General features: G+C 71.7%; 11 protein-coding genes. 7 read left to right on the plus strand and 4 right to left on the minus strand.

Features of this window, described 5'->3' with window-relative positions; translation table 11 throughout:
• Positions 1 to 5: 5 nt before the first annotated feature.
• From ACF08F_RS15580 to ACF08F_RS15590, 3 genes are all read left to right on the plus strand, one after another.
• Positions 6 to 1,274 (plus strand): MFS transporter, encoded by a 1,269-nt coding sequence (locus tag ACF08F_RS15580; protein ID WP_392298996.1) that lies wholly within the window; start codon positions 6 to 8, stop codon positions 1,272 to 1,274.
• Between the two features lie 39 nt (positions 1,275 to 1,313).
• Positions 1,314 to 2,165: an arylamine N-acetyltransferase gene (locus tag ACF08F_RS15585; RefSeq protein ID WP_392299122.1), complete on the plus strand. Its 852-nt coding sequence runs from the start codon at positions 1,314 to 1,316 to the stop codon at positions 2,163 to 2,165.
• A 163-nt stretch (positions 2,166 to 2,328) separates the two neighbouring features.
• Positions 2,329 to 3,213: a YceI family protein gene (locus ACF08F_RS15590; protein ID WP_392298997.1), complete on the plus strand. Its 885-nt coding sequence runs from the start codon at positions 2,329 to 2,331 to the stop codon at positions 3,211 to 3,213.
• Between the two features lie 9 nt (positions 3,214 to 3,222).
• On the opposite strand, the gene ACF08F_RS15595 is transcribed toward ACF08F_RS15590, so the two are convergent.
• Positions 3,223 to 3,486 carry a hypothetical protein gene (locus tag ACF08F_RS15595; protein ID WP_392298998.1) on the minus strand — a complete coding sequence of 88 codons (264 nt, stop codon included), beginning with the start codon at positions 3,484 to 3,486 and terminating at the stop codon, positions 3,223 to 3,225.
• Between the two features lie 167 nt (positions 3,487 to 3,653).
• On the opposite strand from ACF08F_RS15595, the gene holA reads away from it, so the two are divergent.
• Positions 3,654 to 4,643, plus strand: coding sequence for a DNA polymerase III subunit delta (holA, locus tag ACF08F_RS15600; RefSeq protein WP_392298999.1), 990 nt, complete (start codon positions 3,654 to 3,656; stop codon positions 4,641 to 4,643).
• Between the two features lie 1,192 nt (positions 4,644 to 5,835).
• Here holA and rpsT read toward each other — a convergent pair.
• Positions 5,836 to 6,102: a 30S ribosomal protein S20 gene (gene rpsT, locus ACF08F_RS15605; RefSeq protein WP_392299000.1), complete on the minus strand. Its 267-nt coding sequence runs from the start codon at positions 6,100 to 6,102 to the stop codon at positions 5,836 to 5,838.
• A 187-nt stretch (positions 6,103 to 6,289) separates the two neighbouring features.
• Between rpsT and lepA the strand changes: the two genes are divergently transcribed.
• The 3 genes from lepA to hemW all read left to right on the plus strand — a co-directional run bounded on the left by lepA (position 6,290) and on the right by hemW (position 11,579).
• On the plus strand, positions 6,290 to 8,155 hold the full coding sequence (lepA, locus tag ACF08F_RS15610) for a translation elongation factor 4 (protein ID WP_392299001.1): 1,866 nt from the start codon (positions 6,290 to 6,292) through the stop codon (positions 8,153 to 8,155).
• Between the two features lie 238 nt (positions 8,156 to 8,393).
• The gene (locus ACF08F_RS15615) at positions 8,394 to 10,268 is read left to right on the plus strand and encodes an AMP-dependent synthetase/ligase (RefSeq protein WP_392299002.1); all 1,875 of its coding nucleotides are present in this window, start codon (positions 8,394 to 8,396) and stop codon (positions 10,266 to 10,268) included.
• Positions 10,269 to 10,346: 78 nt separating this feature from the next.
• Positions 10,347 to 11,579: a radical SAM family heme chaperone HemW gene (gene hemW / locus ACF08F_RS15620; protein WP_392299003.1), complete on the plus strand. Its 1,233-nt coding sequence runs from the start codon at positions 10,347 to 10,349 to the stop codon at positions 11,577 to 11,579.
• Positions 11,580 to 11,652: 73 nt separating this feature from the next.
• Here the strand turns inward: hemW and ACF08F_RS15625 are convergent, their stop codons facing one another.
• Both ACF08F_RS15625 and ACF08F_RS15630 read right to left on the minus strand, forming a co-directional pair.
• Positions 11,653 to 12,456 (minus strand): DUF3097 domain-containing protein, encoded by an 804-nt coding sequence (locus tag ACF08F_RS15625; RefSeq protein WP_392299004.1) that lies wholly within the window; start codon positions 12,454 to 12,456, stop codon positions 11,653 to 11,655.
• A 10-nt stretch (positions 12,457 to 12,466) separates the two neighbouring features.
• Positions 12,467 to 13,195, minus strand: a complete 729-nt coding sequence (locus ACF08F_RS15630) for an MBL fold metallo-hydrolase (RefSeq protein WP_392299005.1) — start codon at positions 13,193 to 13,195, stop codon at positions 12,467 to 12,469.
• Positions 13,196 to 13,202: the final 7 nt, after the last annotated feature.

Below are 13,202 nucleotides of genomic sequence, written 5' to 3' on the forward strand. Positions count from 1 at the left end.
GTGAGATGGCCCTCGTGGAACGCATACCCGCACTGCTGCGCGAGCGGACCTTCCGCCGCTACTGGACCGGGCAGACCGTCTCGCTCGTCGGGGACCAGATCTCGCTCATCGCCATCCCGCTCGCCGCCGTCCTGATCCTGGGCGCCGACGCCGCCGAGATGGGCTGGCTCAAGACCGCCGAACTCCTCCCCGCCCTCCTGCTCAACCTGCCGCTCGGCGCCTGGGCGGACCGGCACGCCCGCCGCAGGCACGCCATGATCGCCGCGGACCTCGGGCGGGCCGCGCTCATGCTGACGCTTCCCGTGGCCTACGCGCTCGACGCGCTGACGCTCGGCCAGCTGTACGCGGTGGCCTTCGGGATCGGGGCGCTCACCGTGCTCTTCGAGGTCTGCAACACCACGCTCCTCGTCGCGCTCGTCCCCACCGACCGGTACATACAGGCGAACGCGCTGGTCAACGGCAGCCGTTCGATGTCCTGGCTCGCGGGCCCCGGCATCGGAGGCGTCCTCGTACAGGTCCTCACCGCACCCTTCGCCCTGCTCGCCGACGCCCTGACCTACGTGGTGTCGGCCGGGTACCTGGCCCGGATCAAGGCGGTCGAACCTCCGCCGGCCCCCGTGGTCAAGGGGCACTTCACCGAGGGGCTGCGCTGGGTGCTGCGCGACTCGTCCATGCGCGCGCTGTTCGCCGCCTCCGGCACGATCCAGCTGTTCAACTACATGTTCCACACGCTCTTCGTGCTCTACGCAACCGCCGAACTCGGCATCGGCGCCGGGCTGCTCGGCCTGATCCTCGGAGCCGGAGCGGTGGGCGGTCTCATCGGGGCCGCGTGCAGCGGAGCCGTCGTCCGGCGGATCGGCGTCGGTCCCTCGATCGTCGCCGGCTTCCTCGGGTTCACGCTGCCCCTGCTCCTGATACCCCTGGCCGACGGGCCGCTTCCGCTGGTGGTGGCCGTGATGTTCGCGGCCGAGTTCCTCTCCTGCGTCGGCGTGATGATCGCGGACATCGCCGCGGGGTCGTTCCAGATGGCGGCGATCCCCGACGCCGTACGGGCCCGGGTCATGGGCGCGTACCGCACGCTCAACCACGGCTTCCGCCCGCTCGGCGCACTCGCCGGAGGCCTGCTCGGCACGGCGATCGGGCTGCGCCCGACGCTGTGGATCGCCACCGGCGGAGCCGTCCTCGCGGTGCTCTGGCTGCTGCCCTCGCCGCTGGCACGCATGCGTGAACTGCCCACCGTGGAAGAGGAGTCGACGCCCGTCGGAGCGTCGTGACCGCACGGGAAGAGGGAGACTGGCCGCATGACTGACGAGATGACGGACGCACCCGACCAGACGGATTCCGCCACGGCGACCGCCCTCCCGGACGCCGCTGCCTACCTGGCGCGGATCGGCGCGGGCCGGCCCGAGCGCGCGGACGCCGCCGCCTTGCGCGAGCTGCATGTGCGGCACCTGTTGAGCGTGCCCTTCGAGAACCTCTCGATCCACCTCGGCGAGGACATCGTCCTGGACGAGAAGGCGCTGGTCGACAAGGTGGTCGGCAGCAGGAGGGGCGGCTTCTGCTACGAGCTCAACACCGCGTTCGCGGTCCTGCTGCGGGCACTCGGCTACCGGGTCTCGCTGCTCCAGGCGCGTGTCGTCGACCCGGCGGGGAGGCTCGGCATCCCGTACGACCACATGGCGCTGCTCGTGGAGACGGCCGACGGGGAGCGGTGGCTGGCCGACGTCGGCTTCGGCGACCACGGTCACCACCCGCTGGCCTTCGACGAGCGCGGGGAGCAGCAGGACCCGGGCGGCCTCTTCCGCCTCCGGGAAGCCGCCGACGGCGATCTGGGCGATCTGGAGGTGCTCAAGGACGGCAAGCCGCAGTACCGGCTGGAGGTGCGACCCCGTGAGCTCGCCGATTTCACGGCCGGCGCCTGGTACCACCGGACCTCGCCCGACTCGCACTTTCCGCGCTCGCTCATCTGCTCCCTGCTCACCGAGGAGGGTCGGATCACCCTCAGCGACCGGAAGCTGATCACCCGCGCCCACGGGGAGCGCGCCGAGCGGGTGCTCGACGGGGACGAGGAGGTGCGGGGCGCGTACCGGGAGCTGTTCGGCATCGTGCTCGACGAGCTGCCGACGGCACCGCGCGGCGCGGAAGCCCCGGAGGGGAGCAGCTGAGCGGAGGCATCGACCGGACATCGACCGGACATCGACCACGCATCGACCAGAACCCTCAATTCGGACTCTCGGTAACACTTGGTTCGTTTGCCTCGAACGCCCCATCAGTGATCGAATGCATCTTCGTTGCATAGTGAACGAGTCATGCGGGGGTGCGTGAAGAATGTTCGATCGTCTCTTCGGGAAGAGGGCGGCGGGGGCGGCGCGGGGCGGCCCGCTCGCCGGCCTCGCGGTGCCGGCCTCGGCGGGGGTGCTGACCTGCCGGGTCATCGACCCCGTACACGAGCCGGTCCGGCAGGCGGAGTTCGTGCTCAGTGACGCGGCGGGCCGCAAGGTGCTGGGCGGGGAGACCGACCCGTACGGCACGGCCCTCGCGACGGTGCCGGCGGGCGAGTACCGGCTCGCCGTCACCGCCGAGGGCTACACGCCGTACCACGGCAGCGCCGTCGTCACCGAGGGCGGACACACGGGCGTCGGCGACGTCCTGCTCCAGATCGCTCCTCAGCCCCAGCTCCCGGAGCCCGGCGACTGGGAGATCGACCCGACGCACTCGCAGATCGGCTTCACCGCCCGCCACATCGGGCTCGCGCGCATCCACGGCCGGTTCAACAGCTTCGCGGGCGCGGTGCGCATCGGCGACCGCATGGAGCGGTCGGCGATGCACGTCGTCATCGACGCCGCCTCCATCGACACCGGGGTGCAGATGCGCGACGACCACCTGCGCTCGGGGGACTTCCTCGACGTCGGGGCGTACCCGACGCTGGAGTTCTCCAGCGAGCGCTTCGTCCACCGGGGCGGCAGCCGCTGGGCCGTCACCGGGGCGCTCACCCTCCACGGGGTCAGCCGCACGGTGACGCTCGACACCCAGTACCTGGGCATCGGGAGCGGCCTGGAGGGCGAGACGCGGGGGGCGTGTCGGGCCACCACCGAGCTGCACCGCGAGGACTTCACCCTCACGTGGCAGACGCTGCTCGCGCGCGGGATCGCGGCCGTCGGGTCCAGCATCAGCATCGACCTCGACATCCAGATCGTCCGCAAGACCGCCTAGCGGAGCCCGTCAGGGGGCCTCCAGCCAGCCCTCGTGCTCGGCGGCGAGCTCGTCGAGCGCCGCCGCGTCGAGCCTGCCGTCCGGGTCCTCGACGACCACCAGCCACTGGGCGTCCTCGGCGTCGTCCTCGCCGGCCAGGGCGTCCCGCACGAGTTGCGGTGTCTCGGCGACGCCGAAGCGGTCGGGGAGTTCCTCGGCGACCTCCTCGGCGGCGTCGCGGTCGGGAAGTACCAGTACGTGTCGTCGTTCGCTCACCGGGCCATTCTCGGGCATGGGTGTGGGGCGGGGCGGTGGGGTGGGTGCGGTGGGTGCGGTGGGTGTGCTCGGTGGGTGTGGTGGGTGCGGTGGGTGTGCTCGATGGGTGGGGTGATGGGCGGGCTTGTTCGGTGGGGCGGTCGGCGGGCGTGGGTTGTCAGTCGCCCGTGGGATGCTGGAACGCGATGGCCACCAGAAAGACTTCCCCCGACGACCTCCTCGGCCCCGTGACGCTCGCCGTGGGGCAGGAGGACCTGCTCCTCGACCGCGCCGTTCAGGCGGTGGTCGCGGCCGCCAGGGCCGCCGACGCCGACACGGACGTACGTGACCTCACGTCCGACCAGCTCCAGCCCGGGTCACTGGCCGAGCTGACCAGCCCCTCGCTCTTCGCCGAGCGCAAGGTCCTGATCGTGCGGAACGCGCACGACCTCTCCGCCGACACCGTCAAGGACGTCAAGGCCTACCTCGACGACCCCGTCGAGGACATCTCGCTCGTCCTGCTCCACGCGGGCGGAGCCAAGGGCAAGGGCCTGCTCGACGCGGCGCGGAAGGCGGGCGCGCGGGAGGTGGCCTGCCCGAAGACGACGAAGCCGGCGGAGCGGCTGACGTTCGTCCGGCAGGAGTTCCGGGCGCTCGGGCGCGCGGCGACGCCGGAGGCGTGCCAGGCGCTGGTGGACGCGATCGGCAGCGACCTGCGGGAGCTGGCGTCCGCGTGCGCGCAGCTGACGGCGGACGTCGACGGGACGATCGACGAGGCGGTCGTCGGGCGGTACTACACCGGCCGCGCGGAGGCGTCGTCGTTCAACGTGGCCGACCGGGCCGTCGAAGGGCGGGCGGCGGAGGCCCTGGAGGCGCTGCGCTGGTCGCTCTCGACCGGGGTGGCGCCCGTCCTGATCACCAGCGCGTTGGCGCAGGGGGTACGGGCGATCGGCAAGCTCTCCTCGGCGCGGGGCGGGCGGCCGGCGGATCTGGCGCGTGAGCTGGGCATGCCGCCGTGGAAGATCGACCGCGTACGGCAGCAGATGCGGGGCTGGACCCCGGACGGGGTCTCCTTCGCGCTGCGGGCGATCGCGGAGGCGGACGCGGGGGTGAAGGGCGGGGGCGACGACCCCGAGTACGCCCTGGAGAAGGCGGTGGTCGCGGTGGCTCGGGCGGCGAGGATGCGGCGGGGGTAGGGGGCCGGTTCTTCCGCCGGCACCTCCGGTGCCGGTGCCCGACGTGGATACCGGGTGCTTGGTCCATGCTCCCCGGTGCCGGGTCGTGCCGGGTCGTGCCGGGTCGTGCCGGGTCGTGCCGGGTCGTGCCGGGTCGTGCCGGGTCGTGCCGGGTCGTGCCTGGCCCTGCCGGGGCCGGTGGGCAGGTGCGGCGCCGTTCGTGGCTGATGCCGGAGTCGATTCCCCCACCCCACCCCTTCCCGAAACCCTGCCGGGGGCTGGTGGGGACAAGGCATTATCCGGGGCTCCGCCCCGGGCCCCTGGCAGCACCGGCGGCAGCTTCGCACCGCCGGGCTCCGCCTCCGGGGCTGGCGGCAGCTTCGCACCGCCGGGCTCCGCCTCCGGGGCTGGCGGCAGCTTCGCGCCGCCGGGCTCCGCCTCCGGGGCTGGCGGCAGCTTCGCGCCGCAGGGCTCCGCCTCCGGGGCTGGCGACAGCTTCGCACCGCCGGGCTCCGCCTCCGGGGCTGGCGGCAGCTTCGCGCCGCAGGGCTCCGCCCGCGGGCCTCCGTACCCGTCTGGCCGGCAACCCCCGGCTTGCCCGCTGGCAGCCCCGGGCTTTCGGGTCCGCAGAGCCCCCTAGGTTCGGCCCGCCTGCCGGGCAACTCCGGGCTTTCGGGTCCGCAGAGCCCCCGAGGTTCGGCCCGCCTGCCGGGCAACTCTGGGCTTTCGGGTCCGCAGAGCACCCCCAGGTCGGCCCGCCTGCCGGGCAACCCCGGGCCTCCGGGGTCCGCTGGGCGCCCCCGGGGCTCCGGGCAACACGGTGCCTCCGGAGCCGCTAGGGAACTCGGGGCCCGCCCGTGCCGACGGACTTCCGGCCTGCCCGCGGGTCTCCGGGTCTCCGGCGCCTTCGATCCGCCAGGCAACCCCATGCCCGGCCTGCGCCGCCGGCCCCCGGCCTGCCTGCCGGGCAACCCGGGCTCGCCGTCGCTCGTCGGCAGCCCCGGACGCCGCAAGGCGCCGAGCCGCCCCCGTGCCCTGCCCCCGGACGCGGCGAAGGCCCCCTTCGCTCCTGGGGTGGAGGTCAGGGGGCCTTCGGCGTGGTGATGGTGGGCTCGCACCCGCGTGGCGAACGCGTCCGCGTGCGAGTCCTGGTGGCCGGACGGGAGCGGGAGAGAGGGCCCGCTGGGTCCCGTACGGCCGGTTAGATCAGAGCTCAGCCCTGGAGGGAGGCAACCTTGGTGGCCAGCGCCGACTTCTTGTTGGCGGCGGCGTTCTTGTGGATGACACCCTTCGAGACAGCCTTGTCGAGCTGACGCGCGGCGGCACGAGTGGCAACGGTGGCCTTCTCGAGGTCGCCGGCGGCGACAGCCTCACGGGCCTTGCGGATCGCGGTCTTGAGCGACGACTTGACGGCCTTGTTACGCAGGCGCGCCTTCTCGTTGGTCTTGTTCCGCTTGATCTGGGACTTGATGTTCGCCACGAAAAGAGCCTTTACAGGTTCGATGTTCCTTCTGGAGTGTGACTCGCAGCTGAGAGGGCACACGAGACACAGCTGTCCACAGTATCAGTCACCCTCGGGGCCGCCCAAACCGGGCGCAGGGCGGCGGGCATGGGACCATGGTGTCTACGTATCCGTTCTGAAACATCGCCCGAGACGAGATCACTGCGTGCCCGCGACTCCTACCAACGTGCCCGAGCCGAGCCGTACCGACCCGGCTCTGATCCGCAACTTCTGCATCATCGCGCACATCGACCACGGCAAGTCCACGCTCGCCGACCGGATGCTCCAGCTCACCGGTGTGGTCGACCAGCGGCAGATGCGTGCCCAGTATCTCGACCGGATGGACATCGAGCGGGAGCGCGGCATCACGATCAAGTCCCAGGCGGTCCGGCTGCCGTGGGCGCCCACCGACGGGCAGGGTGAGGGCAGGACCCACATCCTGAACATGATCGACACTCCCGGGCACGTCGACTTCACGTACGAGGTGTCGCGTTCGCTGGCCGCCTGCGAGGGCACGATCCTGCTCGTGGACGCGGCGCAGGGCATCGAGGCGCAGACCCTCGCCAACCTCTATCTGGCGATGGAGAACGATCTGACGATCGTTCCCGTGCTCAACAAGATCGACCTGCCGGCCGCCCAGCCGGAGAAGTTCTCCGAGGAGCTCGCCAACCTCATCGGCTGCCAGCCGGAGGACGTCCTGAAGGTCTCCGCGAAGACCGGTATGGGTGTCGAGGCGCTGCTCGACCGGGTGGTGCGGGACGTGCCGGCGCCGGTCGGCGTCGCGGACGCGCCCGCCCGCGCGATGATCTTCGACTCCGTGTACGACTCGTACCGGGGCGTCGTGACGTACGTCCGTGTCGTCGACGGCCAGCTCAACAAGCGCGAGCGCATCAAGATGATGTCGACGGGCGCCACGCACGAGCTGCTGGAGATCGGCGTCTCGTCCCCCGAGATGACCGCGTCCGACGGTCTCGGCGTCGGCGAGGTCGGCTACCTCATCACCGGTGTGAAGGACGTCCGCCAGTCCAAGGTCGGTGACACGATCACCTCCCTGAACAAGGGCGCGACCGAGGCGCTCGGCGGCTACAAGGACCCCAAGCCGATGGTGTTCTCGGGTCTCTACCCGCTGGACGGCTCGGAGTACCCGGACCTCCGCGAGGCCCTCGACAAGCTCCAGCTGAACGACGCCGCGCTCGTCTACGAGCCGGAGACCTCCGCCGCGCTGGGCTTCGGTTTCCGCGTCGGCTTCCTGGGTCTTCTCCACCTCGACGTCATCCGTGAGCGGCTGGAGCGCGAGTTCGGTCTCGACCTCATCGCCACCGCCCCCAACGTGGTCTACCGCGTGGTCATGGAGGACGGCAGCGAGCACACGGTCACGAACCCGAGCGAGTTCCCCGAAGGCAAGATCGACGACGTCTTCGAGCCCGTCGTGAAGGCGACGATCCTCGCCCCCAGCGAGTTCATCGGCGCGATCATGGAGCTGTGCCAGACCCGTCGCGGCACCCTGATCGGCATGGACTACCTCTCCGAGGACCGGGTCGAGATCCGCTACACCCTGCCCCTCGCGGAGATCGTCTTCGACTTCTTCGACCAGCTGAAGTCCAAGACCCGCGGTTACGCCTCCCTCGACTACGAGCCCACGGGCGAGCAGGCCTCCAGCCTCGTCAAGGTCGACATCCTGCTGCACGGCGACAAGGTCGACGCCTTCTCCGCCGTCACCCACAAGGACGCCGCCTACGCCTACGGTGTGCGCCTCGTCGCCAAGCTGCGCGAGCTCATCCCGCGCCAGGCCTTCGAGGTGCCGATCCAGGCCGCGATCGGCTCCCGCGTCATCGCCCGAGAGACCATCCGCGCCATCCGCAAGGACGTCCTCGCCAAGTGCTACGGCGGTGACATCTCCCGTAAGCGGAAGCTGCTGGAGAAGCAGAAGGAAGGCAAGAAGCGCATGAAGATGGTCGGCTCGGTGGAGGTGCCGCAGGAGGCCTTCATCGCCGTCCTGTCGAGCGACGAGTCCTCCGGCAAGAAGAAGTAGCCGGAAGAGACCGGGAAGTCAGAAGTAGGTGCCTTGTGCATCGAACGGGTCCACGTGCCGACGGCGCGTGGACCCGTTCGTTATCAAGCGGCGGCTCGCAAGCCCTTACGCGCCGGTCCTCGGCCCTTTACTCTGATCCCGACTCGAAGGTTACTCGCCAGTTAGTTACGTGGTTCCGCACCGCCAGATACGTTTTTTACGCACCGCCAGCAGGCACCGCCGCCGCCCGGAGGACGTCGTGAGCGACACACAGACCCTGATCGAGAACCGGCCGCCCTCCGTGGCGACCCTCTTCCTTGAGCGCGTCGAGCGGACTCCCGACGCGGAGGCGTACCGGTACCCGGTCCCCGCCGCGTCCGGTGCCGGCCCCGACGACTGGAAGTCGCTCAGTTGGGGGCAGGCCGCCGAGCGGGTCTACGCGATCGCCGCCGGCCTGATGGACCTGGGCGTGCGGCCCGAGGAGCGCGTCGCGCTCGCCTCCTCCACCCGGGTGGAGTGGGTCCTCGCCGACCTCGGCGTGATGTGCGCGGGCGCCGCGACGACCACGATCTACCCGCAGACGAACGCCGAGGAGTCGGCCTTCATCCTCGCGGACTCCGAGTCCAGGGTCCTCATCGCGGAGGACGCGGCCCAGGTGGCCAAGGCCGTCGAGCGCCGCGCCGAGCTGCCCGACCTCCACCACGTCGTGGTCCTCGACCCCGAGGGCGTGGAGACCGACGACTGGGTCCTCTCGCTCGCCGACCTGGAGGCGCGCGGCAAGGCGTACCTGGAGAAGAACGCCGAGGCCGTCAAGGAGCGGGTCGCCGCGATCACCGCCGACCAGCTCGCGACCCTCATCTACACCTCGGGCACCACCGGCCGCCCGAAGGGCGTCCGCCTCCCGCACGACAACTGGTCGTACATGGCGAAGGCCATCGCCGCCACCGGCCTCGTCACCAAGGACGACGTCCAGTACCTGTGGCTGCCGCTCGCCCACGTCTTCGGCAAGGTGCTCACCTCCGGCCAGATCGAGGTCGGCCACGTCACCGCCCTCGACGGGCGGATCGACAAGATCATCGTGAACCTGCCGATCGTGCAGCCGACCTACATGGCCGCCGTCCCGCGCATCTTCGAGAAGGTCTACAACGGAGTCGCCGCCAAGGCCCGCGAGGGCGGCGGCGCCAAGTACAAGATCTTCCAGTGGTCCGCCGGCGTCGCCCGCGAGTACGCCAAGGTCACCCAGGACAACTTCCGCCGCACCGGCACGGCCTCGGCCCCCTTCGGCCTCACGGCCAAGCACAAGGTCGCCGACGCGCTGGTCTACAAGAAGCTCCGCGAGGCCTTCGGCGGACGGCTGCGCGCCGCCGTCTCCGGCTCCGTCGCCCTGGCCCCCGAGATCGGCTACTTCTTCTCCGGCGCCGGCATCCACATCCTGGAGGGCTACGGCCTCACGGAGTCCAGCGCCGCCTCCTTCGTCAACCCGGGCGAGGCCTACCGCACCGGCACCGTCGGCAAGCCGCTCCCCGGCACCGAGGTCCGGATCGCCGACGACGGCGAGATCCTGCTGCGCGGCCCCGGCATCATGGAGGGCTACCACCGCCTGCCGGAGAAGACGGCCGAGGTCCTGGAGCCGGACGGCTGGTTCCACACCGGCGACATCGGTGAGCTCTCCGCCGACGGGTACCTGCGGATCACCGACCGCAAGAAGGACCTGTTCAAGACCTCCGGCGGCAAGTACATCGCCCCGACCGAGGTCGAGGGCCAGTTCAAGGCCGTCTGCCCGTTCGTCTCCAACATCGTGGTCCTCGGCGCCGACCGGAACTACTGCTCCGCGCTGATCGCCCTCGACGAGCCCGCCATCCTCGGCTGGGCCGCCGAGCAGGGCCTCGCCGGCAAGACGTACGCGGAGGTCGTCGGCGCCCCGGAGACCGAGAAGATGGTCCAGGGATACATCGACCGCCTCAACGAGAACCTCCAGCGCTGGCAGACGATCAAGAAGTTCCGGCTGCTCCCGCGCGACCTCGACGTCGAGCACGGCGAGCTGACCCCGTCGCTGAAGATGAAGCGGCCCGTCGTGGAGCGGACCTACCAGCACCTCATCGACGCGATGTACGAGGGCGCGCGCGAGGCGTAGCCACGGTCGTCCCCAGGTCGGTGCGGCTGTTGTCCACAGGCCGGCGGTCCACCTCGGGCGGTACGGGACAATGGGCTCATGCCTTCCGTACTGCCCGATGGTGAGAACGTCCCCGACGACGGGGCGCTGCCCCCGCACGCCCTGGAAGGGGCGGGGGAGCGGCCCCTCGGGTTCTACCTGCACGTGCCGTACTGCGCGACCCGCTGCGGCTACTGCGACTTCAACACGTACACCGCGAGCGAGCTGCGCGGTGCCGGTGGCGTGCTCGCCTCCCGGGACAACTACGCCGGGCAGGTCGCCGAGGAGATCCGGCTGGCCCGGAAGGTCCTCGGCGACGACCCCAGGCCCGTGCGGACCGTCTTCGTCGGCGGCGGCACGCCCACGCTGCTCGCCGCCGGTGACCTCGTACGGATGCTGGGGGCCATCCGCGACGAGTTCGGACTCGCGGACGACGCCGAGGTGACGACGGAGGCGAATCCGGAGTCGGTGAACCCCGCGTATCTCGCGGAGCTGCGGGAGGGCGGGTTCAACCGGATCTCCTTCGGCATGCAGAGCGCCAAGCAGCACGTCCTGCAGATCCTCGACCGCACCCACACGCCCGGCCGCCCCGAGGCCTGCGTCGCCGAGGCGCGGGCCGCCGGGTTCGAGCACGTCAACCTCGACCTGATCTACGGCACGCCCGGCGAGTCCGACGACGACTGGCGGGCCTCCCTCGACGCGGCCATCGGTGCCGGGCCCGACCACGTCAGCGCGTACGCCCTGATCGTCGAGGAGGGGACGCAGCTCGCGCGCCGCATCCGGCGCGGCGAGGTGCCGATGACCGACGACGACGTGCACGCCGACCGGTACCTGATCGCGGACGCGGCCTTCGAGGAGGCGGGGTTCTCCTGGTACGAGGTGTCCAACTGGGCCACCTCCGAGGCCGGGCGCTGCCTCCACAACGAGCTGTACTGGCGCGGCGCCGACTGGTGGGGCGCGGGGCCCGGCGCGCACTCGCACGTGGGCGGGGTGCGGTGGTGGAACGTGAAGCATCCCGGGGCGTACGCGGCGGCTCTCGGGGCCGGGAAGTCGCCCGGTGCCGGGCGGGAGCTCCTCGCGGCGGAGGACCGCCGGGTGGAGCGGATCCTGCTGGAGCTGCGGCTGCGGGAGGGGTGCCCGCTGGATCTGCTGAAGCCCGCGGGGCTGGCGGCTGCGGGGAAGGCGCTGGGGGACGGGCTCCTCGACCCCGGGTCGTACGAGGACGGGCGCGCGGTGCTGACCCTGCGGGGCCGGCTGCTCGCCGATGCGGTGGTGCGGGACCTGGTGGACTGAGGTCCGGGGGCCGAGCAGCCTGGGCCCGGCAAGGGGCGGCGCCGTCCGTGGGCCGCCCCCTGCCGTGACGTCGCTACGGCGCCGTGACGAAGTCGATCAGTTCTTCGACCCTGCCCAGGAGCTGGGGCTCCAGGTCCTTGTAGGACGTGACCTTCGACAGGATGTGCTGCCAGGCCGCGCCCGTGTTGGGGGGCCAGCCCAGGGCTCGGCACACCCCCGTCTTCCAGTCCTGGCCGCGCGGCACCGTCGGCCAGGCCCTGATGCCCACCGAGGACGGTTTCACCGCCTCCCAGACGTCGATGTACGGGTGGCCGACCACCAGGACGTCCGGGGACGTGACCTGCGCGGCGATCCTGGACTCCTTCGAGCCCGGGACCAGGTGGTCCACGAGGACGCCCAGTCGGGCGTCCGGGGCCGGGCCGAACTCCGCCACGATCCCCGGCAGGTCGTCGACGCCCTCCAGGTACTCGACGACCACGCCCTCGATCCGCAGGTCGTCGCCCCAGACCCGCTCCACGAGCTCGGCGTCGTGCCGGCCCTCCACGTAGATCCGGCCCGCCCGCGCCACGCGCGCCCGCGCGCCCGGGACGGCGACCGAGCCGGAGGCCGTACGCGTGGGGCGTACCGGGGCCGCCGGGGCCGGGCGGACCAGGGTCACGACCCGGCCCTCCAGGAGGAAGCCGCGCGGCTCCATCGGGAACACCCGGTGCTTGCCGAAGCGGTCCTCCAGGGTGACCGTGCCCGCCTCGCAGCGGATCACCGCCCCGCAGAAGCCCGTGGCGACCTCCTCCACGACGAGATCGGGGTCGGCCGGCACCTCGGGAACGGGCTTCGACTTCTTCCAGGAAGGAGTCAGATCCGGGTCGTAGCTGCGCATTCGGGCGACGTTATGACACCGCGAAGCGGCGTGCCAGTTCCTCGCGCTGTGTCCGTACGAACGTGGCGTCCACCACGGCCCCGTGGCCCGGCACGTACACCGCGTCCTCGCCGCCGAGCGACAGCAGCCTGTCCAGCGCGTCCGGCCAGCGGGCCGGGATCGCGTCCGGCCCCGCCTGCGGCTCGCCCGACTCCTCCACCAGGTCCCCGCAGAAGACGACCTCCCGCTCCCCGGGGACGAAGAGCGCCAGGTCGTGGCCCGTGTGGCCCGGGCCGAGGTTCGCCAGGAGCACCTGCCGGCCGCCCAGGTCGAGCGTCCACTCGCCGGAGACCACGTGCCGCGGGGCCACCAGGACGTCCACCGCCTCCGTCGCCGCGGCCGCGTCGAGCCCGTGCCGCACCGCGTCCGCGCGCAGCGCCTCCCGGTCCCGCGCGCGGGCCAGGAGGTCGTCCGAACCGACCGCGCCGAAGACCTCCGCGCCCGCGAACGCCGCCGTCCCGAAGACATGGTCGAAGTGCGGATGGCTCAATGCGATGTGCGTCACTCTTCGGCCGTCCGTCAGCGCCGCGATCCGCCCGCGGAGCTCGGCGCCCTCCGCGAGCGAGGAACCCGTGTCGTACAGCAGCAGCGCCTCCGCCCCCACGACAAGGCCCACCGTGGCGTCCCAGCCGGGCAGTCGGAGCCTGCCGACCCCGCGCGCCAGTCGCTCCCACCCGTACGCTTCCCAATCGACGTCCATGGGGCGA

Origin of the sequence: Streptomyces sp. NPDC015130 (assembly GCF_043080005.1) — a bacterium.
Taxonomy (GTDB): domain Bacteria; phylum Actinomycetota; class Actinomycetes; order Streptomycetales; family Streptomycetaceae; genus Streptomyces.